Genomic DNA, 25,401 nt, shown 5'->3' with positions numbered 1-25,401 from the left:
CAAGCGGGGCAAGGCGCCTCCTCAGCCGTTATCGACGAGGTCTTCTTCCAGGATCGCCATCTGGAACTGGAACGAGCGATCGTCGTCTTCGTCATCGACGAACAGCACGCCGATAAATTCTTCGCCGATATAGACTTCGGCGGAGTCGTCCTTCTTCGGGCGCGGCACCACGCGGAGCTTCTGGTTGCCGAACACGCGCTTGAGATAGGCGTCGAGCTTTCTGACTTCCTGAACGTCCACAGGTGTCTCCAATGCAGTTGATGTCTGTTGAGCTGATGGAGAGAAGCTTTAATGCGAGATGACGGCCACGGCTAGGCCGTTTCTCGAAAAATCACGCCATCCCACAAGTGAACGAAAACGCGTGCAATATCAGCGCTTGCAAATCGCAAGCCCAGAAGTCTCAGCCCCTGAAAATCAGAGCCCGATCGCGTTCAGCATCTGGTTCATGGTGCGCGACGGCTCCGAACAGCCGGCTTCGCCGACGATCTTCGCCGGCACGCCGGCCACGGTGACGTTGTGCGGCACAGGCTTGACGACAACGGAACCCGCGGCAATGCGCGCGCAATGGCCGACCTCGATATTGCCGAGAATCTTGGCGCCGGCGCCGATCAGCACGCCGTGGCGAATCTTCGGATGGCGGTCCTCGTTTTCCTTGCCGGTGCCGCCGAGCGTCACGCCGTGCAGGATCGACACGTCGTCTTCGATCACAGCGGTCTCGCCAACGACAAAGCCGGTCGCGTGATCGAGAAAGATTCCGCGGCCGATCTTGGCGGCAGGATTGATGTCGGTCTGGAAGGCGGCCGACGAGCGGCTCTGCAGATACCACGCAAAGTCCTTGCGGCCCTTTTTGTGGAGCCAATGCGCGAGACGATGCGCCTGGATGGCGTGGAAGCCCTTGAAGTATAGCAGCGGATCGATGAAGCGCGTGGTGGCAGGATCGCGGTCGAACACGGCGACGAGGTCGGCGCGGAACGCATTGCCAAGATCCGGCTCGTCGCGCAGCGCTTCGTCGAAGGTCTGGCGGATCAGGTCGCCCGAGAGCGCTGCATGATCGAGACGTTCGGCAACGCGGTGCACCACCGAATCTTCCAGACGGTTGTGATGCAGCACGGTCGAATAGATGAAGGATGCGAGTTCAGGCTCGCGATGGACGATGTCTTCCGCCTCGGAACGGATGCGATCCCAGATCGGATCCAGCGTTGCGAGTTTTGAATTCTGCGGATTGATGCTCTGCACGGCCATGGCGGACTCGCAATTTCCTGAATACGGCGTCGATTATAGCACAAGGCGCATCGCTGTCGCGACACGGCTCCTGCCATCGTGAACGGTGGCTTACCCGACAATCACCTGCCAACACGTTGAAAGCGCAGGCGTTTCCGGCGAAAGCCCCGTCCGCCCACAAACCGGGCGTGCATCAGAAGTGGGCGCTCGTGTGATCAAAACAAGGTGCGCCCCTCGCCAATTGTCATCACGGCCGGCGCGACAGGAAATCCAGCACGCCTTCCTTGTAAACGCGATCGCCGACCGCCCGCATGTGATCGCGGTTCGGGATATCCAGCACTTCAGAGCCGGCGATGACCTTCTGCAACTCCTGCGCGGAACCGCTGATCTCGTCCGTCGTTCCCACCGCGATCAGCAGCGGCACCTTGATGGCGGCGGCTTCCTCATTCGTCATCAGCCGGCGCGAACCGCGCAGACAGGCTGCGAGCGCGCGGCGATCCGAACGGGTCTGATCGGCAAAAGCGCGGAACGTGCGGCCGACGGGATCGGTGACGTCGTCCAGCGAGTCCACCTCGAGCGCGAGGGCGACATTCTCGCCGGGACCGCCGCCTTTGATAAGGCCAATGCCGAGACCGCCGAAGATCGCGCTGCGGATCAATTCGGGATGGCTATAGGCGATATAGGCGGTGATGCGCGCGCCCATCGAATAGCCCATCATGTCAGTGCGCGCGATGCCGAGATGCGCGAGCAGCGCACGCACGTCCGCGGCCATCGCACCAATGCTGTATTGTTCGGAATCGTAGAGCTTGCTGGAATCGCCATGGCCGCGATTGTCGAGCGCGATGACGCGGCGATTGTGCTTCTTCAATTCCGACACCCAGGTCGGATAGACCCAGTTGACGTTCTTGCTCGATGCAAAGCCATGCACGAGAACGATCGGATCGCCCTCACCTTCATCGAGATAAGCAATTTCGACAGCGCCGTTGTGAAAGCTCGGCATCCAGAATTCCGTTACGATTGAGAGATGGGGTGATTGAGAGAATGAATGGTGATGGGAAGCGCGCAGTTTACCCGTGGACGAGCACCGGCGCCAGTGAGTGAGCCGGCGCTGGATGGCGGAGAGCCATGTCCCTGAGTAATGCGTCCTTGCGTGAGATGTCCTGCAGCACAGCGTCCTGTCGTACCGCCAGGTCGCGGCGCGCGCGCCTCGCCTTGGAGCGCTGCAGCCACGACCAGGTGATGCGCTCGGTGGTTGCCTTGATCGACACGACAAATCCAAGCAGCGCGAACAATGCCCAGAACACCCACATCGAAAGATTGAACGCGCCAGCCGCCAGCAGCAGCGCACCGCGGCCGAACATCTTCATGATCGCGCGTGTCTGGCCGCCTTTGACTTCGGCGAGTCGCGCCGCGCGCGTGACGTCCTTCGGGCTCTGGGCGATACGCAGCGTATCGAGCGCGCCGCGCGTGCCGGCCTTCTCGCCGACACGGCCGACATCTCCGGCGAGACGCACGATGCCGCCCGCCTTCTCGGTGCGGAACGCCGCCTTCACCGCGGTGATGGTCTGGCCCGGACGCAGCAGCGAGGCATCGGCCACCGCAGCCCGCAACATCGGCCCGTCCACCACGCCGCGCGCCGAGCGCGCCGCCCAGGTGGTGAGCCCCTCGCCGATCCGCCCGACCTTGCGCGCATCCTTCACCAGCGTGAGGCCCGCACGCACCGGCGCGACGCCGCCAACGCTGACATAGGTCGCTGCGGTAACAGCGAGGCCTGCGGCAGCCAGGCCGAGGATGAGGTGATCGGTGTCCTCACCCATCGCCATGTGCTTGCCCTCACGTACCACGTCGCGAATATCGCCGAATACGAAGAGGTCGCCGGCAACGGTGCCGGACAGGCTGCCGACATCGTCGGCAGTGCCGGTGACAAAGCCAGCCGCAAAACGACTGGCGAAATGGGAAGCGGAATTCTCGTCCGCAACCGCCTCGGTCACGCGCCTCGAAAGGTCGCCCGGCAGTTGAACATGTCTGGCAGCCGCAACATCAGCAAAGCTCTTGGCGAGGTCGGCATCCCTGGCCGCGAGCGCGTCCTCGATATTGCGGGCCAGCACCGCGGGATCATTCCGCAATGCAGAGCTGAGTTGCGCATCGGCTAGAGCGACGGGGTCGTCCTGCGCGGCCAGCACGGCGCCGGCGTCGCGCGCATGCGGCAACAACAGCAGTCCAGCGGTCGCGCAGACCGCTACCCCCGTCAAAGCTGTGTCGAGCCGGAACCACATGGCGGGAAACCCTATCCTTGCACCTCTTTAGAAATGGTGCGTCACATCGGGGACACAACTGCCCCGACGAAAGAAGGGCTATTCGGAGACACCCGAATTGTGTCGAATTTGTACGGATGAATGACCCCTGCACGGTCTAGGAATCATGGTTCCGGACCAGTATGGTGCGCCGCACTGAATGGCGCGCCGGCTCATACGCCCGCGGCTGTTGCGAGCAAAGGTAGAGAAGATGTCCGACCACGTGGTTCCGCACTTTCACAATGACGCCGGCGTTCCGATCATCGAGATCGGCTCGCAGGAATTCATGTGCGTGGGTGCCAATCCGCCGTTCGATCATCCGCATGTCTTCCTCGACCTCGGCAACGATAACGAGATTATCTGCCCGTATTGCTCGACCCTGTATCGCTTTGCCGCCGATCTCGCTGCCGGCCAGTCACGTCCGCCGGAATGCGTGGTGAAAGACAAGGTTGCCTGATTTCCGGCCGTGACGGCGCCGCGCACCATCGTCATCGCTGGTGCGGGCATCGGCGGACTGACGGCCGCGCTGGCGCTGGCCGCCCGGGGCTTTCGCGTCCTCATCTGTGAGAAGACTAGACGGCTCGAAGAGGCCGGCGCCGGACTGCAACTCTCGCCCAATGCGACCCGCATACTAATCGGCCTCGGCCTGCAACCGCGCCTTGCGCCCCATGTCACGACGCCGGCCAGTGTGAGCATCATGACCGCGCGCAGCGGCGGCGAAGTGATCCGCCTGCCACTCGGCAGCGCAAGCGATGACGCGCCCTACTGGCTGGTGCATCGCGCCGATCTGCAATCGGCATTGCTCGGCGCGGTCACCGCGCATCCCGACATTGAACTGCGCCTCGGTTGTCCCGTGGACAACCTCCGCGCCACGCCCGCCGGTATCATCGTCAACGGCGAGTGGGCGCTGGCCTTGATCGGCGCCGATGGCGCGTGGTCTTTCGTGCGACGGCAACTGTTTCCCGAAACGCAGCCGCACTTCTCCGGTCTCATCGCCTGGCGTGGGACGCTGGAAACGAGCCGGCTGAAAAGCGACCTGGTCCCCCATGGCGTCCAGCTCTGGATGGGGCCGAAGGCCCATCTCGTCGTCTATCCGGTGTCATCGGGCGAACGGATCAACATGGTCGCGATCGTGCCCGGCGCCGCGATGCAGCCGGGCGGCAGCGATACCGGCGACGCCAGCGAGATCCGCCAACATTTTGCAGCGTCGCGCTGGCCCGCCAATGCACGCGCCATGATCGAGAGCGTCGATAACTGGCGGCGCTGGCCGCTGTTCACGATGCCGGATGGCGGCATGTGGCATGAGGGATCCGTGGCGTTACTGGGTGATGCCGCCCATGCGATGCTGCCTTTCGCCGCGCAGGGCGCGGGCATGGCCATCGAGGATGCGGCGGTGCTGGCGGAGTGCCTTGCCGCCGCTGGCCACGATGCCGCAGCGATCGCGCCCGCATTGGCGCGCTACGCCGCGCTGCGCCAGCCACGCGTCGGCCTGATACAGCGCACCGCCCGGCAATCCGGCCAGATTTATCATCTGCGTGGCCCCATGGCGCTAGCGCGCGACCTCGCCATGCGCGCGCTCGGTGCAGAACGTCTGCAGGCGCGGCAGGACTGGATCTATAACTGGAAGCTTTGAACCGGATGGCTCAGGAGCGGACGCCAGCCCGCTTGCGCGGCGTAATGGGTTCTGACGCCGCCGGCGCTTTCGGCGCACTCGCCACACACTTGCTCTTCTGCCAGTTCTCTTCCGCCAGCTTGGCCTGCGCACGCGTCGAGATGTAATCGTTGCGATAGGCGAGTTCGCTGACCACCGCGCCGCCCGTGCCGGTCTGCGCCTTGTCGATCAGTCCCTGCAATTCGGCCGTCCGCATCGCAAGCATCTTGCGCTCGGTCTCAAGCTGCGGACAGTCATAGAGGTCATATTTCGCAGGATCGACAAAGGCGCCCGACACCATGCCATCGCCCATGCTGGCGCAGCCGCCGAGATAGCCGGCCAGAACGAGCAACGACGCCATCGCGGCAGCGCGCAGCGGCAGGCGGAAACGGGACGGAGAAACGATCATCGGGACTTTCTAGCCGGGTACTATTGAAGTTGCGTAAAGCAGCCGCCGGTGGCCGGATTGAGGCCGAAGCTGCGCCCCCGCCCGCCATTTGCCTGATCTCGCAAGCGATTTGGCGACTGGCGATTTTAAAGGTAAGGAAGCGCGGCCTGCCCCCTTGATGGAATTGGTAGACATACAAGACTTAAAATCTTGAGTCCTCTGGGCGTGCCGGTTCGAGTCCGGCAGGGGGCACCAGCGGCTAGACGCCAGCCACCACGATTCGCGCCCCTGCACTCTCCATCAGCCTGCGCTGCTCCGCAGGCGCACCGGCGCCCGTCACCAGCGTCCAGCGCGGCGGCAGCGGCGCCCAGGCGTCTTGTTCGGCGCGGCCAAGCTTGCCGGCGTCGGCGAGCACGATGACCTCCTTGGCCTGCTGCATCATCAGGGACTTCAAGGCGACCTGATCCAGATCCGCTTCGCAGAGGCCACGACCACTGACGACACCGTCGGCGCTCATGATGGCGCGGTCGGCCGTGAGCCGGCGCAGTCCCTCGCTGGCCAGAGGTCCCATGGTGCTCATGCTGGTCGAGCGCAGCGCGCCGCCCAGCACCACGAGTTCGATGCTTGGCGCCTTGGCGAGAAACGGCAGCAGCGCGATATTGTTGGTGATGATGCGCAGGCGGCGCTGCAGCAGCAGCTTGCCGAAAGCGGCGACCGTCGATCCGGCATCGAGGATCAGCGTATCGCCGTCCTCGATCAGGTCGATCGCGGCGCGCGCGATGGCCTGTTTTTCCTTGCCCTGGACCGCGAAGCGCTGGTCGAGCGTGGTCTCTGCGACATGGCCGGTGAGAATCGCGCCACCGTAAGTGCGGCGAACCGCGTTGTTCTTCGAGAGATGCTGCAGGTCGCGCCGCACGGTGGACCCGGACACACCGAAGCGCCGTGCGAGATCGTCGACATCGATCTCGCCGGCGTTCAGGGCGTCCAACAGGCGGGCGTGCCGCTCCTTGCTGCGCATCGACATCGAACCTCAGCCAATCAAGCTGGTATTTACCAGCGTTTCGTCATGCCGGGCAGCGCGAAGCAAGCTTCGCTTGACGTCCCGGCCGTCCACGTCTTCGAAGTAACAAGACGTGGATGCCCGGCACAAGGCCGGGCATGACGGAGATTGTCAGGCCGCCTTGGCGCCCGGTGCGAGATCCACCGCCTGCCGCAATGCCTCCAGAAGGCTCCGCTCATCGGCGATGCCCTTGCCGGCGATGTCGAAGGCGGTGCCGTGATCGACCGAGGTGCGGATGACAGGAAGGCCAACCGTGATGTTCACGCCGGATTCCAGACCCAACACCTTGATCGGACCATGGCCCTGATCGTGATACATCGCGACCACCATGTCGTAGTCGCCGCGGCCGGCGAGGAAGAACAGCGTATCGGCCGGCAGCGGACCGCGGACGTCCCAGCCCTTCTTCTGGCAGACTTCGACGGCCGGCGTGATCTTCTCGGCTTCCTCGCCATAGCCGAACAGGCCGTTCTCGCCGGCATGCGGGTTGATGGCGCAAACGCCGATCTTCGGATTCTTGATACCGGCCTTCACCAGCACTTCATGGCCACGCGTGATGACGCGTTCGACCAGGCCGGGCTCGATCTTCTTGATGGCGTCGATCAGGCCGATATGCGTCGTCACGTGAATCACGCGCAGCTTCGGCGATACCAGCATCATCGACACTTCCGGCGTGCCGGTCAGATGCGCGAGCAGTTCGGTATGGCCGGGATATTTGTGGCCGGCGGCATGCAATGCTTCCTTGGAGAGCGGCGCGGTGCAGATGCCCTGCGCAAAGCCGGACTGCACCACTTCAACAGCCTTCTCGATGTAGCGATAGGCCGCCTCGCCCGCGATGGGCGACATCTGGCCGAATGGAAGATCATCCGGAACGATCTTCAGATCCACGCATTGGACGTTCTTCGACGCGAAATTCGCAGCCTTTGCATCACTGAGCGAGTCAACGCCAATCCTGGCGCCGACAATCTCGCCGGCCTTGCGCAGGCGATTGGCATCGCCGATCACCAGCGGATTGCACATCGCAAGCATTTCCGGATGGGCGAAGGCCTTCATGATGACCTCAGGCCCGATACCTGCGGGATCGCCCATGGTGATCGCAATGGTCGGACGGGTCATGTGAAGATTCCTTGGGTTCGGACGGTGTGAAGACGTTCGTGAATTTTGATCAGACTGTTCTCGTCGCCAAAGGCGCCGGCCTTGGTTGCAATCGGAACGGACAATGCGCCAAGTGTCAGCCCGAGCGAAACGCCGGGCTCGATCTCGTCGGCCAGACGGATGCCGTTGACGCCGAAGCGCGACAGCAATGCCGCCGCGGTCTCGCCGCCGGTTGCGGCAAAGGCGCCGATGCTGGACGCCACGGGCATGAGGGCATCGGCGAGATTCTGCGCGAGCTGCGGACCGAGCGACATTTTCGGATTGTCATCCATCACGATCTCGACCAGCACATCACCGCCCGCCAACAGTCCTTCGGTCACGCGGGTGGCCAGTGCCGCCTGCCCGGCTTTGTCGCCGAGCAGAACTTCCGGCGTAACCGGCAGATGGGTCACGGTGCCGCTCGCGACCAGTTTGCGCGCTGCGGAGCGCGATGCACCGGCGAGCGATCCGACAACAATCAGGGTGCCATATGTGCTAGTCGGAATTTCGAGCTTCTCGGCAGAGCTGGCGTCATCGAGCTCAGCCAGTGCATGCGCGAGGCCGGCACTGCCGATGAACAGCGTCGCCGGTGAAATCTTCAGACTGGCTTCCGCAATCAGATGCAGGTCTTGCTCGGTCTCCGCATCGCAGATCGCAACAACGCTGTCAGCGGATGCAATACGCGCAAGGCGAGCCTTGAGATCGCCGCCGCGGATGGTTTCGAGCAGCACCTTCTCGCTGCGCACACCGGCCGAGGCCAGCACATCGGCGATATCGGCGTTGTCGTAGGTGTGATCGCGCTTCCAGACCTCGGCTTCTTCCAGCGGACGACCGCCAACGACGACGCGGCCATTGATCGTGGTGCGGTTCGTCGCGGGAAAGGCCGGCGCGAAGATGCCGAAGGCCGAACCCGACTGCGCCTTGAGATGCGCCAGCGCAGCGGCCGTCTCGGAAGCCGGCTGGCCGCGCAGCGTCGAGTCGATCTTCTTGAACAGGAGCCGACCGGGCTCCATCAACTGTTGCAATATCTCGGCGTGCCGACGCGCAGCGGCCTCAGCCGTAAGGCCGCGGCTCGCTGCATCATAGGAGAGAACCGGATGCTGGCGATCCCCGGCACTTACCCCGGCGCCTGCGATCTCGCCCCAGGTCACGGCAGCCGCAAGGCCCCGACGACCGAAGGCGATGGCGCAGTCCGCTGCACCGGTAAGATCGTCAGCGAGGATCAGCCAGCGACCCGTCATCTTAGCGCCCAGCCACTGGTGCGGGTGATGCGACGCTTGGCGCAGCAGGCGTCGTCGCCTCCGCTTCCGGCTCGACATCACGGCCGACGATGCCGGCAACCCATGAGGTGAGGATCGGCGTCAGGATCGCCGTCACGACCACGCAGGCCGCGATGAGGATGGTCGCCGGGCCGGCAGCAGCCGCATAGGCCGGATTGGCCGCAGCGACGATCGCAGGCACAGCCGCCGCATTGCCGGCGGTCGACGCCGCAGCAACACCCGCAACGCCGTTGCCGCCGGTGAGACGATCAACGAAGAACAGCGGGATGCCGGTCACGATGACGACGGCAACGCCCATGCCGACGCCGAGCAGACCAGCCTGCCAGACCTGGGTCAGGTTCAGGCCGGTGCCGAGCGCGAAGGCGAAGAACGGAATCATCACAGGCACGGCCTTGCTGAGGAAGTCGCGCAACTCGCGATCGAGATTACCAAGGATCATGCCGGCAACCAGCGGCAGGATCGCGCCGACGAGCGCGGGCCACTGGAACGACGACAGACCGGCAACGCCGAGCGTCACCATGGTGAGGAACGGACCGCTTTCCAGCGTCATAATGCTGTAGGCACCGACGTCACGCGGACGACCATACTGGCCCATCAGCGCCATGTAGAGGCCGCCATTGGTGTCGTTCATTGCGGCGACGATCGCCAGCGTCGAGACGCCTGCGAAGATGCCGGCCGTGATCGGCGCTTCGCCGAGCAGGCGGCCGAAGATCAGGCCGAGGACGATGGCGGTACCGACCTTCACGATCATCAGGGCGCCGCCCTTCTTCACGATGTAAGGCGTCGCCTTGAAGTCGATGCTCGCGCCCATGCACACATAGAACACGGCGAGAATGCTGAGAGCGCCGCCGGAGAACAGCGCGCCGGTGAACGAGCCGAAGAATTTCGGGGTGTTGGGGGCAAAGGTCGCGAACAGCGCGCCGATCAGCAGCGGCACCGTCATCATGCCGCCCGGCACCTTCTCAATCGCCCGCTTAATTGGAATCTGCATGGTCTATTTCCTTCCCGCATCCTGCGCGTCACTGATTATTCTGCGCAATTTCCCTCAGGAGCCCCTGCGCACGCCGCCCAATATGCGCAAATTGCGCATCCATCAAACACTTTTTGCGCAAATTGCGCAATTTCTAAAAATTAGTTAAACCATCAAGGTATGTTTGTAAGCCATCCAAAGCGGGCGTTTCGCTGACCGGAAGGTCGCGCCCCTCGATTGAACGCAAACAGGCGGCAACGGATGACCGTTGCCGCCTGTTGGGCCGTCAGATCAGGACGTCAGAGATCGAGAACCAGACGATCCCCAGCGGAACCCGCCACGCAGACCAGGAGGCTGCGTTCGCGCTCCGCCGGCGACAGCACGCGGTCGCGATGCACGGGCTGCCCTTCCAGCCAGTCCACCTTGCAGGAGCCGCAGATGCCGCCGCAGCAGGATGCGGGCACGTCGATTCCGATATCTGTCAGCGCCGACAGCATGGTCTGCCCTGCGGCCACGGTGATTTCCCGGTTCGATTTTGCGAGCGCGAGCACATAGGGCTTCGCGTCGGGGTCGACCGGCAGCGGCGGCGGCACGAAGCGCTCGATATGAACGCGATGGGCGGGCCAGTCGCGCGACGCCTGTTCGAAGTCGTCGATCATGCCGTCGGGACCGCAGCAGGCGAGCGCGACGTCCGACAGCGGCCGGCCGACCAGTGCCGCGATATCCGGGCGTTGCCCGCTCGACGTGTCGTGAATCACCACATGACCGGACTTGCGCAGCGGCGCGAGCAGATCGGCGAGTGGCGGCTCGCCGCGCGCAATCATGTGCAGCGTGAATTTCGAACGGCCGGTGCGCTTGAGCCAGACCGCCGCCGACAGGAACGGCGTGACGCCGATGCCGCCGCCGATGAAGGTGAAGCGCGTCACATCCGCAGATAGATCGAGCCCGCCGCGCGGCAGCGTCACGCCGATGGTGTCGCCGACCTTGACCGCGTCATGCAGCACGATCGAACCGCCCCGCCCTTCGGCCTCGCGCTTCACTGCCACGACATAGCGCTTGTCGTCGGCCGGATCGTTGCAGAGCGAATAAGTCCGCACCAATCCACCGGGCAGATGCAGATCGATATGCGCACCCGGCCGAAATGGCGGCAGCTCCCAGTGATCGGGATCGACCAGCGAGAACAGTTTGATGCCCGGGCCCCCGTCCTCGATCTGCTCGACGATCGTCCTGACTTTGGTGATCGGCACCGCGGTCATTGCACATTCCGCACGGCATCGCCGACGCGCACGGTGCCACCCTGCAGGATCTTGCAGTTGAGGCCAGAGCGGTTGATCAGCGGATCGAAGATCGCCTTGCCGGTGATCTCCTCGATATGCCGGCACGGGATCGACAAACGCGTCGATTCCAGCAGCGTTTCGCCGAGCCAGAACTGGCGACCGACCAGATGCGTCAGCGGCACGCCGGATACGGTGACATTGCGCCGATGTTCCTCGGGACCCAGATCGATATTGTGATCGCGCTTGAGCGCTACCAGCGTCTCATATTCGAACAGCGTGACCTGGCGCCCTTCTTCAGGCTTGTGCGAATAGAAGCCCTCCTCGCGGCCGATCATGTAGCGATCGCCCTCGATGCCCTTGCCGGCGACCAGCGTGAGCTCAGGCATTTCGCGCATCGGCAGGAATGCGCGCGGCGTGATGTGGAGATAGCGCACCACGCCGGTCCATGACGGGACCACGGAGCCGGGTGCAGGTTTGGCAGTCAACGTATCGAGCATCGCTCATATCCCTTCTGCGGAAATCATCATCGCAGTCATTGATAGGCAGGCATATGGGGCGGCAGCCGTACTGCCGCCCCGTTGCCGTCAGGTCAGTTCCTTGTTCGCCATTTCCGGCGCAAAGGACGTCGCGATGGCGGTGATGCAGGCGCAGAAGATCAGGAACACCGACACCGGCCAGGTCGCACCGGCCCACGTCATGAGCGACGCCGCGATGAGTGGGCTGAGACCGCCCGAGATGGCCGCACCGACCTGGAAGCCGAGCGACGCACCGCTATAGCGCAGCTTCGCGGTGAACAGCTCCGAGTACCAGGGCGCGCCGATGCCGAACATCACCATCTGGCCGAACGAGATCGCGACAACGATGGTGAGGATCACGATGGTCGGATCGCGCGTATCCAGCAGCCAGAACATCGGGAATGCGAAAGCCGCGCAAAAGAGGCAGCTCGCATAGAACATCGCCTTGCGCCCGACCTTGTCCGACAGCCAGCCGAACAACGGGATCGAGAACAGTGCAACGAAGGATGCGATGAAGGCGCCGTTCAGCACCAGCCCGCGCGACAGGCCGAGCTTCGACGTCGCATAGGACATGATGAACACGCCGGCGATCGAGGCATAAGCGATCTCCGAGATCTTCAGACCGACGGCCGTGAAGAACGGACGGCGGTGATACTTGAAGATTTCAACGATCGGCATCTTGGCAACTTCATTCTTGGCCTTCAGCGCGCGGAACGCGGGGGTCTCTTCCATGCTCATGCGGATCCAGAGGCCAACGCCAACCAGAAGGATCGAGATCAGGAACGGAATGCGCCAGCCATAGCTCATGAAGTCTTCTTCGGGCAGTTGCGAGACCAGCGCGAACATGCCGATGGCCGCGAGATTGCCGACGGGATTGCCGACCTGCACCATGCTGCCCAGGAAGCCGCGTTTATGCGTGGGACAATTCTCGACCACCATCAGAACCGCGCCACCCCATTCGCCGCCAAGGCCGATGCCCTGCAGGAAGCGCAGCGCGATGAGCAGGATCGGCGCCGCGATTCCAATTTGTGCATAGGTCGGCAGCAGACCGATCGCGAAAGTGCCGAGACCCATCACCATGATGGTAATAGCGAGCATCGCCTTGCGGCCGACACGGTCGCCATAATGACCGAAGATCGCCGCACCCAGCGGACGCGCGAGGAAGCCGACCGCATAGGTGCCGAAGGCGGCGATGGTCGCGAGCGCCGGATCTCCCGCCGCGAAAAACACCTTGTTGAAGACCAGCGCGGTCGCTGCGCCGTAGATCAGGAAGTCATACCACTCGACGGCGGTGCCGATCACACTGGACCAGACGATCTTGCGCAACACTGCGTCGTCGGGATGGTCGGCAGTCGTAACTGCATTGAATTCTTCTGCGACGGTCATCGTTCACTCCTTCAAAAGACATGTTCAGTTTCAGGCGCATGGGCTCGTTCCGTGCCACGACATCTCGCGGCGCAGTCCGGGTCTTCTCGTGAACTTTCGCTGTTGCTTCAGTCGCCCCAGCGCAGGCGATGGTGACGCTTAGGGAATCGCAGCAATGGCTGCGATCTCGACGCGGATCGACGGATTGGCGAGCCGTGCTTCGATACAGGCGCGCGCGGGCGATGCGCCCGCCGGCACCCACTCATCCCAGATCGTATTGAAAGCTGCGAAATCGCCGATGTTAGGCAACCACACCGTGGCGCTCAGGATTGATGACTTGTCGGTACCTGCTTCGCTGAGCAGTGCATCGATCTTGGCGAGCACTTCGGCGGCCTGCGCTTCGACGCCGACGGACAGATCGTCCGGCACTTGTCCTGCGAGATAAACGAGACCACCATGAACAGTGGCCATGCTGAGCCGCTTGCCGGGCTTCAAACGCTTGATCATATATCGGCCTTCGTGTCGTTTTCTGAGGACATATTCCCGTCATCAAAATCCAACATGTTTACTGCTGGAAATCAACGTCACGAAAATCGGCATCTGATGCCTAAATCGGCAGAAAGCAGCCGATGCACATACGACAGGCGATAAATCGGCACTTCCGGCCACTTTTGCTTAAATTATCCTTGCTCGTGCTGGAAATATCTGCAGCAATGTTTTCCAGCAGAAACACTCCGGCATCGGTCTGGAGCGCTTTCAAAGAGAGGGGCGAGACAGCCCTTCCACCGCCGCCGCGCACCCTCTAAAAGAACAAGCACTTCATCAGGAGATCGACGTTGCTCGACGTCAGCAAGAATGCGGTTGGCTTCAACCTGCGCCAGCTGCGCACGACAAAGGGACTGACGCTGGATCAGCTCGCCACCCAGAGCGAGCTGACGCGTGGCTACATTTCCCTCGTCGAACGCGGCTTGAAGACGCCATCGGTGAATGCGCTGCTGCGCCTCGCCGCCGCGCTCGATGTCAACGTTACCTATCTGTTCGATCCCAATCCAACGCCGGCGCCACGCTACACGCTGTTTCGTCAGGACGAACAGCAAACGCCCATGCAGGACGACGGCGTCGATCTGCTGGCGCTGGCTGCGGGGCGCACACGCAAGATGATGGAGCCGTTCCTGATCCGGCCGCCGCTGAAATTCGCGCCGCGCGCATCGCATGCAGGCGAGGAATTCCTGTTCGTGATTAGCGGCAAGATGGCGATCAAGATCGAGGACGAAGAGATCGTCCTGAAGAAAGGCGACTGCCTGTACTTTTCCGGAGAGACCCCGCACTGGGTGCGCAGCATCGGCAAGCCCAAGGCCGACGTGCTGCTGGTCGTGTCCGCCGCCTCGCCCTAGCGCTGAGTTTCCTAGACGCGTTCAATTCTTCCGCTGAAAAGCGCGCGCGGCGCGACCTTCTTGCGCAAGGCCTGTGCCTGCATTTTGCAGACGCACATCGGCTCGCCCCTGCGCGTGGTGCATTTGCAGGGATAACCATAAGCAAATTCAATCAACGCATCGACGTCATGGGCCATGATCGCCTGCTCAACGCGCTCGTCATACGTCATGTGGCCATCTCTTCTTGCTAGCGGCTGCTGGCTGGGCTTTGCGCTTCGTTCCCACAGGCATGTCGAACAGATTGGGCGTGGGCGAGAGCAACTTTAAATCTGTTTATACCAACACCGCAGGACGGGCAAAGCCTGCCTCAAAACAAAAGCGCCGGCCTGATCACTCAGGCCGGCGCTCTCTTATTCAAACCTGCCCGCCGCAGCGGCGCCGGTTACTCCTTCTTGTCGATGTTCCAGAACACCGGAGTGGCGGCGCCCGGCAGCACGCCGGTCAGCGACTTCCGCCATATGCTGGGGATCCGGTATTCGCCAAGCGGCAGATACGCGACCTGCTCGAGCGCACGGGCCTGGACTTCCGCAGCGGCAGCCTTCTGTTCCGCAGGCGTCGCTGCGCGCGCATACTTGTCGCGCAGTTCTTCGATCTTGGCGTCCTCGAACCATCCGAACCAGCCGCCATTCTTGCCGCGGCCCGACGTCGAGACGTTGGAAACCGGGTTAAGAATATCAGCAGCGACCCAATTGGTGAAGAACATGTTCCAACCGCCCTCCTTGACGGGCTTCTGGCTGGCGCGGCGCGTCACCACGGTCTGCCAGTCGGTGGCTTGCACTTCGACCTTGAAGCCGGCATCGCGCAGAAGCTGCGCTGCAACGATCGGCTGCGCCTTTAGCGACGACACGTCGGTCGGCGCCATGATGACCACGGGCGTGCCATCGTAACCGGAATCGGCCAGCGCCTTCTTGGCTTCCGCCATGCCGCTGCCCTTGACCATGGTTTCCGAACCGACGTCGGTGTCATTCGGCGTGCCGCAGCCGAACATGGCACCGCAGATCTTCATGTAGTCGGGATTACCGACCAGCGCATCGAGCACCGGCTTCTGGTTCATCGCGAGGAACGCCGCGCGGCGAACCTTGACGTTGTCGAAGGGAGGCAACAGGAAGTTCATACGCCCCAACGTCTGGTAACCGAGCTCGTTCAGAACCTCGATCTTGAGGTCCTTGTCCTTGACGAGAATCGGCAGCAGGTCGTAGGGACCGTTCTCCATGAAATCGATGTCGCCGGACTGCAGCGCGTTCACCGCCGTCTGCGCATCGGGCATCGTGACCCATTCGACGCGGTCGACCTTGACGACCTTGCCACCGGCCGCCCAGCTCGCAGGCTCGGAGCGCGGCACGTAGTCCTTGTTCTTCTCATAGACCGCCTTCACGCCCGGCTGGAATTCAGCCTGCACGAACTTGAACGGACCCGAACCGATCTGCTCTGGAATGGCCTTGCCGGCGGGCGTCTCGGCGAGACGCTTCGGCATCATGAACGGCACCAGCGAGGACGGCTTGGCAATCGAGTCGAGCACGAGGCCATAGGGCTCTTTCAGCGTCAGCACGATGGTCTTGGCGTCTGGCGCCTCGATGCTCTTGGTGAAGTCCATGAGCTTCTGGCCCATGCCGTCGTTACGACCCCAGCGTTGCAGCGATGCGGCGCAATCTTCCGCGGTCACCGGCTTGCCGTCGTGCCACTTCAGGCCATCGCGCAGCGTGAAAGTATAGACCATCTTGTCATCGGAGACTTTGTACTCCGCCATCTGCGGCTGAACTTTGAAGTTTGCGTCCATCGCCAGCAACGTGTCGTAAACCATGTAACCGTGATCGCGCACGATATAGGCCGTGGTGATGCCGGGATCGAGCACGCGCAGATCCGAGTGCATCACTGCGGTGATGGTCTTGCCGGCAGCATGCGCGGGCGACGACAGCACCGGCAGCGCGAGCGCAACGGCTACCGCCAGACCTGGTAGCGTCAATTTCGTGAAGGCCGCAGAACGCTGCCAACGTGACATGTAGGACATTCGATCTCTCCTGACTTGAAACTGACCATCGGTCGATGATTGCTTGTGCAACGCGATAGAAATTTAGGCGCGACCACGCGTTGCCTTTATCTTTTAGACATCAAAGACTTGCATCAAGCGTGATGCGCGTCAATCGCGTTTTCCACGCGCTACATCCACATGCTGCAGAATGCATTCCAATGCACATCGTCAATTTGCAAAGAAGATTGCCTGCTGCTGCCAAGTCACGCACGCAGTCAACGGCATGCTCGACCCCGCTGCACGCGACATGGCAATCATGGGTGCGACCATCGAACGCATCGCTCGTGGAGAGGTCATTCGCAAAAACGAGAACGCCGGCCTGATCACTCAGGCCGGCGTTCTGTTACTTCACACGAACCGCGACAGCGGCGCCGGTTAGTCCTTCTTGTCGATGTTCCAGAACATCGGAATGGCAGCGCCCTGGGTGACGCCGGTCAGCGAGGTCCGCCAGATGCTCGGCACCTTGTATTCGCCGAGCGGGATGTAGATGACCTTGTCATAGATCTCCTGCTGGATCTCGGCGGCGAGCTTCTTCTGCTCTTCCGGCGTGGTCGCACGCGCATATTTGTCGCGCAGCATTTCCAGCTCGGCATCTTCGCTCCAGCCGAACCAGCCGCCATTGCTCTTGCCGCGGCCGGAGGTCGCGACATTGCTGATGGGATTGAGAATGTCGGCACCGACCCAGTTCGAAAAGAACATGTTCCAGCCGCCTTCCTTGATGGGCTTCTGGCTCGGACGACGGCTGAGCACCGTCTGCCAATCGGTGGCCTGCACTTCGACCTTGAAGCCGGCATTGCGGAGCAGTTGCGCCGCAACGATCGGCTGCGCCTTCAACGTGGTCACGTCGGTCGGCGCCATGATCACCACCGGCGTGCCGTCATAACCGGCCTCGGCGAGCAGCTTCTTGGCTTCCTCGACGCCATTGCCCTTCACAAGGCTTTCCGAACCGACATCCGTCGCATTCGGCGTGTCGCAACCGAACACCGCGCCGCAGACCTTGTAATATTTGGGATCGCCAACCAGCGCATCCAGCACCGGCTTCTGGCTCATTGCCAAAAACGCGGCACGGCGAATCTTCGGATTGTCGAAGGGCGGGTTAAGGAAGTTCATGCGGCCGAAGGTCTGGAAGCCCAGAGGGTTGAGCACTTCGATCTTAAGCTCCGGATCCTTCGCCAGGACCGGCAGCAGGTCGTAGGGACCATTTTCCATGAAGTCGATGTCACCCGACTGCAGCGCATTCACCGCGGTCTGTGCATCGGGCATGGTGATCCATTCAACGCGATCGACCTTCACCACCTTGCCGCCGGCCTGCCAGTCGGTCGGTTCGGAGCGCGGCTTGTACTCCTTGAACTTCTCGTAGACGGCCTTCACGCCGGGCTGGAATTCCGACTGCACGAATTTGAACGGACCCGAACCGACCTGCTCGGCGATCGCCTTGCCGGCGGGCGTCTCAGCCAGACGCTTTGGCATCATGAACGGCACCAGCGACGATGGCTTGGCGATCGAATCCAGAACGAGGCCGTAGGGCTCCTTTAGCGTCAGCACGATGGTCTTGGCGTCGGGCGCCTCGATGCTCTTGGTGAAATCCATGAGCTTCTGGCCCATGCCGTCATTGCGGCCCCAGCGCTGCAGCGACGCGGCGCAGTCTTCGGCGGTGACCGGCTTGCCGTCATGCCACAGCAGGCCGTCGCGCAGGGTAAATGTATAGACAAGCTTGTCGTCGGAGACCTTCCAGTCGGCCATCTGCGGCTTGATCTCGTATTTCGAGTTCATGCCGAGCAGCGTGTCGTAAACCATGTAGCCGTGGTCGCGGACGATATAACCGGTGGTGATACCGGGATCGATCACACGCAGATCGGAATGCATCACTGCAGTGATGGTCTTGCCTGCAGCATGCGCGGGCGACGACAGCACCGGCAGCGCGAGCGCAACGGCGACCGCCAGACCGGGCAGCGCAAATTTCGTGAAGGCCGCAGAATGCTGCCAACGTGACATGTAGGACACTCAATCTCTCCTGACTGGAATCTGACCATCGATCGATGATCGATTATGCAACGCGATAGAATTTTAGGCGCCTTCGCGTATTGCCTTTATCATTTAGGCTTCAAGGACTTGGCATCAAGCGTGATGCGCGTCAATCGCGTTTTCCACGCGATACATCCACACGGTGTAGAATGCATTGCAATGCACATTGTCGATTTGCAAAGGCGAATGCGCTGCTGCTAAGTCATGCGCGAACTCTCGCCGACAAACTCTCGCAATGTGCGCAGGCACGGAGCGCCTTGATCATCCGTGACGAAATTCTCATCCAAGAGGAATGACTTGATGAACCCCGCCGAACTCCCGTTTGATCTCGAGAACATGTTGCAGGGCCTGCGCGTCTGGGTCGAATGCGAGAGCCCCACATGGGACGCGAATGCGGTCAACGGCATGCTCGACCTCGCTGCGCGCGACATGGCAATTATGGGTGCGACCATCGAGCGCATCGCGGGACGTCAGGGATTCGGCGGCTGCATCCGCGCCCGTTTTCCACATCCGAAATTCGGCGAACCCGGCATCCTGATCGCGGGCCACATGGATACCGTTCACCCGGTTGGCACCATCGAAACGCTGAAGTGGCGCCGCGATGGCGAGCGCTGCTACGGCCCGGCGATCTGCGACATGAAGGGCGGCAATTATCTGTCGCTGGAAGCCATCCGCCAGCTCGCACGTATCTCCTATACGACGCCGCTACCGATCACCGTACTGTTCACGCCCGACGAGGAAGTCGGCACGCCATCGACCCGCGACATCATCGAAGCCGAAGCCGCACGGAACAAATACGTGCTGGTGCCCGAGCCCGGTAGTGCGGGCAATGGTGTCACCACTGGCCGCTATGCGATCGCCCGCTTCAATCTCGAAACCATCGGCCGGCCCAGCCATTCGGGCGCGACGCTGTCAAACGGTCGCTCCGCGATTCGCGAAATGGCGAAGAAGATCGTGCAGATCGACGAGATGACCGGACCGGACTGCACGTTCAGCGTCGGCATCGTGCATGGCGGACAATGGGTCAACTGCGTTGCCTCGTCATGCACCGGCGAAGCGCTGAGCATGGCCAAGCGCCAGGAGGATCTCGATGCCGGCGTCCAGCGCATGCTCGCTCTCTCAGGCACCGAGAATGACGTGACCTTCAACGTCACCCGCGGCGTCACCCGCCCGGTGTGGGAACCGAGCGCGGCGACCATGGCGCTGTTCGAGAAAGCCAAGGCCATCAACGGTCGCCTCGGCCTGCCCGAACTGACCCATGGCAGCAAGGGTGGCGGTTCGGATGGTAATTTTACCGGCGCAATGGGCATCCCGACCCTCGACGGGCTCGGCGTTCATGGCGCCGATATGCACACGCTCAACGAATATATCGTCGCGCAGAGCCTTGTTGATCGTGGCCGCCTGATGGCGGGATTGCTGGCAACCCTCGATTGATGCAACGTCGCCCGGTTTGCACATGCATCGCATGGCGCAAATCGGGCGGTGGCACAGGACTTGCTACCTTTACGTTTAAGTTTAGCGAACTTCGGGTTGAGGCAAGTTGCGACAGTGAATCATTGTTTCTCGAAAAATCTGTGTTTCTCGCGGACAATGACGACCAAGAGCAGCGAGCCCGTGACGTTTCCGGTTGACCGACGCGGTCCAGTTACGTTCGATCAACACCACCACTAGGAAAGCGCCATGCTCGGATACCTCATTCGCCGGATTCTTGCGGCCATACCCGTTATGGGTGTGGTGGCCCTGTTTGTCTTCCTGCTGCTTCGGCTGACGCCCGGCGATCCTGCCGCGATCATCGCCGGCGATAACGCGACGGCCGAGCAGCTCGACCGCATCCGGACGCAGCTCGGTCTCAACGAACCGCTCTACACGCAGTTTTTCAGCTGGGTCTGGCGGCTGCTGCACGGTGACTTCGGCACCTCGCTGATCTCCAACGTGCCTGTGCTGCAGATGGTCAACCAGCGCATCGAGCCCTCTTTGAGCATCGCATTGAGCGTGATGCTGGTTTCGATCCTTGTTGCGATCCCGCTCGGCGTCATCGCCGCATGGAAACACGGCACATGGATCGACCGTTTCGTGATGGCGCTGTCAGTGATCGGCTTCTCCGTGCCGGTGTTCGTGATCGGTTACGTGCTGGTCCAGGTGTTCGCGATCGAACTGCGCTGGTTTCCGGTGCAGGGTTTCCGCAGCATCTCGCGTGGATTCGGGCCGTTCTTTGAGCGCATCACGCTGCCGACCGTCGCGCTGTCCTTTGTCTATGTCGCGCTAATCGCGCGCATGACCCGCGCGGCGATGCTCGGAGTGCTCGGCGAAGACTATGTCCGCACCGCGCGCGCCAAGGGCATCAACGAGAGCGGGGTGCTGTTCCGCCACGCGCTGCGTAACGCCGCCGTGCCGGTCATCACGGTGATCGGTACCGGCTTCGCACTGCTGATCTCCGGCGTCGTCGTCACCGAAAGCGTGTTCAACCTGCCCGGCATCGGTCGCTTGACGGTCGATGCCGTGCTGGCGCGGGATTTTCCCGTGATCCAGGCCATGATCCTTTTGACCTCGGGCGTTTATGTCGGGGTCAATTTGCTTATCGACCTTGCCTACGCACTGCTCGATCCCAGAATTCGTTACTAGGAATCTGTATCTGATGGCGATCGAATCCCTTCCCAACCCGGCCCTCCCCTCCCGCAGCGGTCCGTCGCTCGGCTTTCTCACCGCGACGCCGATTATCGCCTTGGCAACGATTTGCCTGACGCTGGTGATCCTGTCGGCGATCTTCGCACCGTGGCTGACGTCGCACGATCCGCAATTGCTGGCACCCGCCTTGCGGCTGAAGCCGGCCAGTTCGGAATATCTGCTCGGCACCGACGCTTACGGCCGCGACGTGCTGGCGCGCATCCTCTATGGCGGTCGCATCTCGCTCCTGATCGGCCTCGGCGCCGCCGTCACCAGTATTGTCATCGGCCTGTTCATCGGCCTGTTCTCGGGCTTTTTCAAATTGGCCGACGCTGTGATGATGCGTGTCATGGACGGCCTGATGGCGATGCCCGGCGTGCTGCTGGCCATCGCCGTCGTGTCGCTGTCAGGCGCCACTCTGACGACGGTGCTGATTGCGATCACTATTCCGGAAATCCCCCGTGTCGCGCGACTGGTGCGTTCCGTGGTGCTGTCGGCGCGTGAGGAGCCCTATGTGGAGGCGGCGATCTCGCTCGGCTCCAGCATGCCGAAGATCATGTTGAAGCATCTGATGCCCAACACAGTGGCGCCGCTGATCGTCCAGGGCACCTTCATCGCCGCATCCGCCATTCTCACCGAGGCGATCCTGTCGTTCCTCGGCGCCGGCATCAGCCCGGAAACCCCGACCTGGGGGAATATCATGGCCGAGGGTCGCGCCTTCTTCCAGGTCAAGCCATCGCTGATCTTCTGGCCGGGATTACTGCTCTCGATTGCCATCCTCTCCGTCAATCTGATCGGCGACGCTGCCCGCGATGCGCTCGATCCCCGCATGAAACAGCGTGAGGCCGGCAAGTGAGTGAACTAGTGAATCCCACCGTGAATACCCGCCCCATCGCACTGGAAATCGAAAACCTCGTCGTCGGCGTCGGCAAGAGCGGCACCGGCAAGAAGATCATCGACGGCATTTCTCTCCAGGTGCGCCAGGGCGAAACGCTCTGCGTGGTCGGCGAAAGTGGTTCCGGCAAGTCGGTGACCTCGCTCTCCACCATGGGCCTGCTGCCGCGAGATTCACTCAAAGCCATCGGCGGCAGCATTAAGTTGGTCGGTGAGGACGTGCTGCAAGCCAGCGACCGGCGGCTGCGCGAACTCCGCGCCACCACCATGGCGATGATCTTCCAGGAGCCGATGACGGCGCTCAATCCAGTCGTCCCCGTTGGCAAGCAGATCGACGAAGTACTACGCACCCACACCAGTCTCGGCGCCAGCGCCCGCCGTGCGCGCATTCTCGACATGATGGAGCAAGTGCGGCTTCCCGATGTGAAGCGCATCTTCGCGTCCTATCCGCACCGCCTGTCGGGCGGCCAGCGCCAGCGCATCATGATCGCCATGGCGCTCGTGCTGGAGCCGAAACTGCTGATCGCCGATGAGCCAACGACAGCGCTCGACGTCACCACCCAGGCGCAGATTCTCAAGCTGATGCGCGACCTTCAGAAGGATCACGGCACCGCCGTGCTGTTCATCACTCACGACATGGGCGTGGTGGCCGACATCGCCGATCGCGTCGCCGTGATGCGTCATGGACGGTTGGTGGAAACCGGAGCATTGAAGGATATTCTGAGCGCGCCCACGCAGGACTATACTCGTAACCTGCTGTCGTCGGTGCCGAGCCTCATTCCCCGCGCGGCTCGCGAGGAAGTGGGCTTCAATCCAGTCGTGCTCGAAGCGAATGAGCTCGGCAAGGTCTATCGCGAGCGTTCCATGTTCGGGAAACCACGCGAGGTCCACGCAGCCCAGGACGTCACGCTGACACTGCGCAAGGGCCGCACGCTCGGCATCGTCGGCGAAAGCGGCTCCGGCAAATCGACCGTGGCGCGCTGTATCGTCCGACTGATCGATCCAACCTCGGGCGGCATCCGTCTCGCCGGACGCGAAATCTCCGACCTGTCACGTCATGCGTTGCAGCCGCACCGCAAGAAGATACAGATCGTCTTCCAGGATCCCTATCGTTCGCTCAATCCGCGCATCACCATCGGCGAGTCCATTTGCGAAGGTCCGATCAATTTCGGCACCAAACATTCGGTGGCCATGGCCAGGGCGCGTGAACTGCTCGAACTGGTCGGTCTTCCACCTGACGCAGTGTCGCGCTATCCGCACCAGTTCTCCGGCGGCCAGCGCCAGCGCATCGCCATTGCGCGCGCGCTTGCCCTCGATCCGGAAGTGCTGGTGGCCGACGAAGCCGTCTCGGCCCTCGACGTCTCGGTGCAGGCGCAGGTGCTGCGGTTGCTCGACGACATCCAGACCCGGCTCGGCATCGCCATCCTGTTCATCACCCACGATCTGCGCGTCGCCGCCCAGATTTGTGATGACGTTGCCGTGATGCAGCATGGCCGGGTGGTGGAACAGGGCCCGGCAGCGGAAGTCCTCGCAAATCCGCAACAGCCCTATACGCGCCAGCTGCTTGACGCGGCGCCCGGACGAGGATGGGATTTCGCCAACTTCCGCGCGGTCGATGGCAGCACCACCGTGCCGGCGGCCTGAGCCCATACCGAAACTGACCCTGGATTCTGAATGACCCGTATCGCTGTCGGCGGCTTTCTGCACGAGACGAACACGTTTGCGCCGACCAAGGCGACCTATGAGGCCTTTGTACATGGCGGCGGCTGGCCGTCGATGACGCATGGTGCCGACGTCCTCAAGGTGATGCGTGGCATCAATGTCGGCCTCGCCGGCTTTATAGAGGAAGCCGAGACACGCGGCTGGGAGCTGATCCCGACCATCGCCTGCGGCGCGAGCCCTTCGGCCCATGTCACCAAGGACGCGTTCGAGCGCATCGTCGGCGAGATGATCGACGGCATCAGGGCTGCGCTGCCCGTCGATGCGGTCTATCTCGATCTGCACGGCGCCATGGTCACCGAACATCTCGACGACGGCGAAGGCGAAATCGCGCGGCGCGTGCGCGAGGTGATCGGGCCAGATATCCCGTTCGTGGTCAGCCTCGATCTGCACGGCAATATCTCGCCGGAAACGGTCGAATATACCGACGCGCTGATCGCCTATCGCACCTATCCCCATGTGGACATGGCCGACACCGGCCGCGCCTGTGCACGCCACATGGACTTGCTGCTCGCCGGCAACCGCTTCGCCAAGGCATTCCGGCAGTTGCCGTTCCTGATTCCGATCAGCTGGCAATGCACCAATGACGAGCCGACCAAGAGCATTTACCTGAAGCTGGCCGCGCTCGAACACGACCAGGTGCCAACGCTGTCATTCTGCCCGGGCTTTCCTGCGGCCGATTTCCCCCATTGCTGCCCAAGCGTGTTCGCCTATGGCGTGACACAGGCTGATGCCGACGCCGCAGCGGACACCATCGTCAAGCTGGTGATGGGCCACGAAGACGATTTCGACGGCAAGATCTACAGGCCGGATGAAGGCGTGTTGCATGCCATGGAATTGGCGAAGACCCTCACCAAGCCGGTCGTCATCGCCGATACCCAGGACAATCCCGGCGCCGGCGGCGACAGCGACACCACCGGCATGCTGCGCGCGCTGGTGAAGAACAGGGCGATCAAGGCCGCCCATGGCGTGATCTATGATCCCGCGGCAGCGAAGGCTGCCCATCAGGCCGGCGAAGGCGCGACGGTCAAACTCTCCATCGGCGGCAAGTCGGGCATTCCCGGCGACGCGCCTTACGAGAACACGTTCGTGGTCGAGAAACTGTCGGACGGCAAGTTCGTCGCTAACGGCCCCTATTATGGCGGCCGCGACATGGATATGGGCCTCTCGGCCTGTCTGCGTATCGACGACGTCCGCGTCGTCATCTCCTCTCACAAGGCCCAGCTCGCCGACCAGTCGATGTATCGCTATGTCGGTATCGAGCCGACTGAGCAGAACATTCTCGTCAACAAGAGCTCGGTGCATTTCCGCGCCGACTTCGAGCCCATCGCCGGCAAGCTGCTGATCTGCGCCGCGCCCGGTGCGATGCCCGCGGATACGTCGGTGCTGCCCTGGAAGCATCTGCGTCCGGGCATTCGGCTGAAGCCGAACGGCGAACCATTTACGCCCCAGACCTCATCACCTGCCCTCGTGCCGTGAACGGAT

The 25,401-nt window shown here is 62.4% G+C and carries 25 protein-coding genes and 1 tRNA gene; 10 read left to right on the top strand and 16 right to left on the bottom strand.

From position 1 onward, the window contains the following. Positions 1-21: 21 nt before the first annotated feature. The 4 genes from AB7951_RS08510 to AB7951_RS08495 all read right to left on the bottom strand — a co-directional run bounded on the left by AB7951_RS08510 (position 22) and on the right by AB7951_RS08495 (position 3,497). The gene (locus AB7951_RS08510; RefSeq protein ID WP_068736180.1) at positions 22-240 is read right to left on the bottom strand and encodes a DUF3126 family protein; all 219 of its coding nucleotides are present in this window, start codon (positions 238-240) and stop codon (positions 22-24) included. A gap of 174 nt (positions 241-414) precedes the next feature. Beyond that, positions 415-1,242, bottom strand: a complete 828-nt coding sequence (gene cysE / locus AB7951_RS08505; protein WP_068736178.1) for a serine O-acetyltransferase — start codon at positions 1,240-1,242, stop codon at positions 415-417. Between the two features lie 226 nt (positions 1,243-1,468). Continuing rightward, positions 1,469-2,221 (bottom strand): alpha/beta fold hydrolase, encoded by a 753-nt coding sequence (locus AB7951_RS08500; protein ID WP_120292604.1) that lies wholly within the window; start codon positions 2,219-2,221, stop codon positions 1,469-1,471. 67 nt (positions 2,222-2,288) lie between these two features. Then, positions 2,289-3,497 carry a hypothetical protein gene (locus AB7951_RS08495; protein ID WP_439061762.1) on the bottom strand — a complete coding sequence of 403 codons (1,209 nt, stop codon included), beginning with the start codon at positions 3,495-3,497 and terminating at the stop codon, positions 2,289-2,291. A gap of 229 nt (positions 3,498-3,726) precedes the next feature. On the opposite strand from AB7951_RS08495, the gene AB7951_RS08490 reads away from it, so the two are divergent. Further along, complete coding sequence (locus AB7951_RS08490; protein WP_092146933.1) at positions 3,727-3,972, top strand: zinc-finger domain-containing protein; 246 nt, start codon at positions 3,727-3,729, stop codon at positions 3,970-3,972. A 9-nt stretch (positions 3,973-3,981) separates the two neighbouring features. Then, positions 3,982-5,148 carry an FAD-dependent monooxygenase gene (locus AB7951_RS08485; protein ID WP_120292606.1) on the top strand — a complete coding sequence of 389 codons (1,167 nt, stop codon included), beginning with the start codon at positions 3,982-3,984 and terminating at the stop codon, positions 5,146-5,148. Positions 5,149-5,158: 10 nt separating this feature from the next. Here the strand turns inward: AB7951_RS08485 and AB7951_RS08480 are convergent, their stop codons facing one another. Continuing rightward, positions 5,159-5,575 (bottom strand): twin-arginine translocation pathway signal, encoded by a 417-nt coding sequence (locus tag AB7951_RS08480; protein ID WP_120292608.1) that lies wholly within the window; start codon positions 5,573-5,575, stop codon positions 5,159-5,161. A gap of 148 nt (positions 5,576-5,723) precedes the next feature. Between AB7951_RS08480 and AB7951_RS08475 the strand changes: the two genes are divergently transcribed. Continuing rightward, positions 5,724-5,809 (top strand) — tRNA-Leu (locus AB7951_RS08475). Positions 5,810-5,813: 4 nt separating this feature from the next. Here the strand turns inward: AB7951_RS08475 and AB7951_RS08470 are convergent. From AB7951_RS08470 to AB7951_RS08435, 8 genes are all read right to left on the bottom strand, one after another. Further along, positions 5,814-6,578 carry a DeoR/GlpR family DNA-binding transcription regulator gene (locus tag AB7951_RS08470; RefSeq protein ID WP_120292610.1) on the bottom strand — a complete coding sequence of 255 codons (765 nt, stop codon included), beginning with the start codon at positions 6,576-6,578 and terminating at the stop codon, positions 5,814-5,816. A gap of 147 nt (positions 6,579-6,725) precedes the next feature. Then, on the bottom strand, positions 6,726-7,727 hold the full coding sequence (gene pdxA, locus AB7951_RS08465; protein ID WP_120292612.1) for a 4-hydroxythreonine-4-phosphate dehydrogenase PdxA: 1,002 nt from the start codon (positions 7,725-7,727) through the stop codon (positions 6,726-6,728). Further along, entirely contained in the window at positions 7,724-8,986 is a 1,263-nt protein-coding gene (locus AB7951_RS08460; RefSeq protein WP_120292614.1) for a four-carbon acid sugar kinase family protein, read from the bottom strand. The genes pdxA and AB7951_RS08460 overlap by 4 nt, the downstream gene beginning before the upstream one ends. A 1-nt stretch (position 8,987) precedes the next feature. Continuing rightward, entirely contained in the window at positions 8,988-10,016 is a 1,029-nt protein-coding gene (locus tag AB7951_RS08455) for a 2-keto-3-deoxygluconate permease (protein ID WP_120292616.1), read from the bottom strand. A gap of 278 nt (positions 10,017-10,294) precedes the next feature. Continuing rightward, the gene (locus tag AB7951_RS08450) at positions 10,295-11,251 is read right to left on the bottom strand and encodes a PDR/VanB family oxidoreductase (RefSeq protein ID WP_120292618.1); all 957 of its coding nucleotides are present in this window, start codon (positions 11,249-11,251) and stop codon (positions 10,295-10,297) included. Further along, positions 11,248-11,769, bottom strand: coding sequence for an MOSC domain-containing protein (locus AB7951_RS08445; RefSeq protein ID WP_120292620.1), 522 nt, complete (start codon positions 11,767-11,769; stop codon positions 11,248-11,250). Before AB7951_RS08445 ends, AB7951_RS08450 begins: the two co-directional genes overlap by 4 nt. 87 nt (positions 11,770-11,856) lie before the next feature. Beyond that, the gene (locus tag AB7951_RS08440; RefSeq protein ID WP_441255733.1) at positions 11,857-13,173 is read right to left on the bottom strand and encodes an MFS transporter; all 1,317 of its coding nucleotides are present in this window, start codon (positions 13,171-13,173) and stop codon (positions 11,857-11,859) included. 138 nt (positions 13,174-13,311) lie between these two features. After that, positions 13,312-13,659: a RidA family protein gene (locus AB7951_RS08435; protein WP_120292624.1), complete on the bottom strand. Its 348-nt coding sequence runs from the start codon at positions 13,657-13,659 to the stop codon at positions 13,312-13,314. A gap of 329 nt (positions 13,660-13,988) precedes the next feature. Between AB7951_RS08435 and AB7951_RS08430 the strand changes: the two genes are divergently transcribed. Then, positions 13,989-14,546, top strand: a complete 558-nt coding sequence (locus AB7951_RS08430) for a cupin domain-containing protein (RefSeq protein ID WP_120292626.1) — start codon at positions 13,989-13,991, stop codon at positions 14,544-14,546. An 11-nt stretch (positions 14,547-14,557) separates the two neighbouring features. Here the strand turns inward: AB7951_RS08430 and AB7951_RS08425 are convergent, their stop codons facing one another. Both AB7951_RS08425 and AB7951_RS08420 read right to left on the bottom strand, forming a co-directional pair. Beyond that, complete coding sequence (locus AB7951_RS08425) at positions 14,558-14,755, bottom strand: hypothetical protein (protein ID WP_089264937.1); 198 nt, start codon at positions 14,753-14,755, stop codon at positions 14,558-14,560. A gap of 212 nt (positions 14,756-14,967) precedes the next feature. Then, the gene (locus tag AB7951_RS08420; protein WP_120292628.1) at positions 14,968-16,593 is read right to left on the bottom strand and encodes an ABC transporter substrate-binding protein; all 1,626 of its coding nucleotides are present in this window, start codon (positions 16,591-16,593) and stop codon (positions 14,968-14,970) included. 169 nt (positions 16,594-16,762) lie between these two features. On the opposite strand from AB7951_RS08420, the gene AB7951_RS08415 reads away from it, so the two are divergent. Continuing rightward, positions 16,763-16,993, top strand: coding sequence for a hypothetical protein (locus tag AB7951_RS08415; protein WP_120292630.1), 231 nt, complete (start codon positions 16,763-16,765; stop codon positions 16,991-16,993). Here the strand turns inward: AB7951_RS08415 and AB7951_RS08410 are convergent. Beyond that, a complete protein-coding gene (locus AB7951_RS08410; protein WP_120292632.1) occupies positions 16,990-18,609 on the bottom strand; it encodes an ABC transporter substrate-binding protein in 1,620 nt (539 codons plus the stop codon). The genes AB7951_RS08415 and AB7951_RS08410 overlap by 4 nt on opposite strands. A 330-nt stretch (positions 18,610-18,939) precedes the next feature. Between AB7951_RS08410 and AB7951_RS08405 the strand changes: the two genes are divergently transcribed. The 5 genes from AB7951_RS08405 (at position 18,940) to AB7951_RS08385 (ending at position 25,395) form a co-directional block, all read left to right on the top strand. Continuing rightward, on the top strand, positions 18,940-20,073 hold the full coding sequence (locus AB7951_RS08405; protein ID WP_120292634.1) for a M20/M25/M40 family metallo-hydrolase: 1,134 nt from the start codon (positions 18,940-18,942) through the stop codon (positions 20,071-20,073). A gap of 246 nt (positions 20,074-20,319) precedes the next feature. Beyond that, positions 20,320-21,261 (top strand): ABC transporter permease, encoded by a 942-nt coding sequence (locus tag AB7951_RS08400; protein ID WP_089264942.1) that lies wholly within the window; start codon positions 20,320-20,322, stop codon positions 21,259-21,261. 13 nt (positions 21,262-21,274) lie between these two features. Beyond that, positions 21,275-22,159, top strand: a complete 885-nt coding sequence (locus AB7951_RS08395) for an ABC transporter permease (protein ID WP_089264943.1) — start codon at positions 21,275-21,277, stop codon at positions 22,157-22,159. Beyond that, positions 22,156-23,841 (top strand): ABC transporter ATP-binding protein, encoded by a 1,686-nt coding sequence (locus AB7951_RS08390; protein WP_374725734.1) that lies wholly within the window; start codon positions 22,156-22,158, stop codon positions 23,839-23,841. The genes AB7951_RS08395 and AB7951_RS08390 overlap by 4 nt, the downstream gene beginning before the upstream one ends. A 30-nt stretch (positions 23,842-23,871) precedes the next feature. Further along, entirely contained in the window at positions 23,872-25,395 is a 1,524-nt protein-coding gene (locus tag AB7951_RS08385; RefSeq protein ID WP_120292636.1) for a M81 family metallopeptidase, read from the top strand. The last annotated feature ends 6 nt before the right edge of the window (positions 25,396-25,401 follow it).

The organism is Tardiphaga sp. 285_C5_N1_2, from assembly GCF_052076065.1.
GTDB classification, from domain to species: domain Bacteria; phylum Pseudomonadota; class Alphaproteobacteria; order Rhizobiales; family Xanthobacteraceae; genus Tardiphaga; species Tardiphaga robiniae.
The sequence above is the reverse complement of the archived record's forward strand: the minus strand, read 5'-3'. Positions and strand labels throughout refer to the sequence as shown.

Excerpts from the sequence above, each read along its gene's own strand:
- cysE (WP_068736178.1), bottom strand. The coding sequence starts at position 1,242 with ATGGCCGTGCAGAGCATCAATCCGCAGAATTCAAAACTCGCAACGCTG.
- AB7951_RS08500 (WP_120292604.1), bottom strand. The coding sequence starts at position 2,221 with ATGCCGAGCTTTCACAACGGCGCTGTCGAAATTGCTTATCTCGATGAA.
- AB7951_RS08495 (WP_439061762.1), bottom strand. The coding sequence starts at position 3,497 with ATGTGGTTCCGGCTCGACACAGCTTTGACGGGGGTAGCGGTCTGCGCG.
- AB7951_RS08490 (WP_092146933.1), top strand. The coding sequence starts at position 3,727 with ATGTCCGACCACGTGGTTCCGCACTTTCACAATGACGCCGGCGTTCCG.
- AB7951_RS08480 (WP_120292608.1), bottom strand. The coding sequence starts at position 5,575 with ATGATCGTTTCTCCGTCCCGTTTCCGCCTGCCGCTGCGCGCTGCCGCG.
- AB7951_RS08470 (WP_120292610.1), bottom strand. The coding sequence starts at position 6,578 with ATGTCGATGCGCAGCAAGGAGCGGCACGCCCGCCTGTTGGACGCCCTG.
- pdxA (WP_120292612.1), bottom strand. The coding sequence starts at position 7,727 with ATGACCCGTCCGACCATTGCGATCACCATGGGCGATCCCGCAGGTATC.
- AB7951_RS08460 (WP_120292614.1), bottom strand. The coding sequence starts at position 8,986 with ATGACGGGTCGCTGGCTGATCCTCGCTGACGATCTTACCGGTGCAGCG.
- AB7951_RS08455 (WP_120292616.1), bottom strand. The coding sequence starts at position 10,016 with ATGCAGATTCCAATTAAGCGGGCGATTGAGAAGGTGCCGGGCGGCATG.
- AB7951_RS08450 (WP_120292618.1), bottom strand. The coding sequence starts at position 11,251 with ATGACCGCGGTGCCGATCACCAAAGTCAGGACGATCGTCGAGCAGATC.
- AB7951_RS08445 (WP_120292620.1), bottom strand. The coding sequence starts at position 11,769 with ATGCTCGATACGTTGACTGCCAAACCTGCACCCGGCTCCGTGGTCCCG.
- AB7951_RS08440 (WP_441255733.1), bottom strand. The coding sequence starts at position 13,173 with ATGACCGTCGCAGAAGAATTCAATGCAGTTACGACTGCCGACCATCCC.
- AB7951_RS08435 (WP_120292624.1), bottom strand. The coding sequence starts at position 13,659 with ATGATCAAGCGTTTGAAGCCCGGCAAGCGGCTCAGCATGGCCACTGTT.
- AB7951_RS08425 (WP_089264937.1), bottom strand. The coding sequence starts at position 14,755 with ATGACGTATGACGAGCGCGTTGAGCAGGCGATCATGGCCCATGACGTC.
- AB7951_RS08420 (WP_120292628.1), bottom strand. The coding sequence starts at position 16,593 with ATGTCCTACATGTCACGTTGGCAGCGTTCTGCGGCCTTCACGAAATTG.
- AB7951_RS08415 (WP_120292630.1), top strand. The coding sequence starts at position 16,763 with ATGCATTCCAATGCACATCGTCAATTTGCAAAGAAGATTGCCTGCTGC.
- AB7951_RS08410 (WP_120292632.1), bottom strand. The coding sequence starts at position 18,609 with ATGTCACGTTGGCAGCATTCTGCGGCCTTCACGAAATTTGCGCTGCCC.
- AB7951_RS08405 (WP_120292634.1), top strand. The coding sequence starts at position 18,940 with ATGAACCCCGCCGAACTCCCGTTTGATCTCGAGAACATGTTGCAGGGC.
- AB7951_RS08400 (WP_089264942.1), top strand. The coding sequence starts at position 20,320 with ATGCTCGGATACCTCATTCGCCGGATTCTTGCGGCCATACCCGTTATG.
- AB7951_RS08395 (WP_089264943.1), top strand. The coding sequence starts at position 21,275 with ATGGCGATCGAATCCCTTCCCAACCCGGCCCTCCCCTCCCGCAGCGGT.
- AB7951_RS08385 (WP_120292636.1), top strand. The coding sequence starts at position 23,872 with ATGACCCGTATCGCTGTCGGCGGCTTTCTGCACGAGACGAACACGTTT.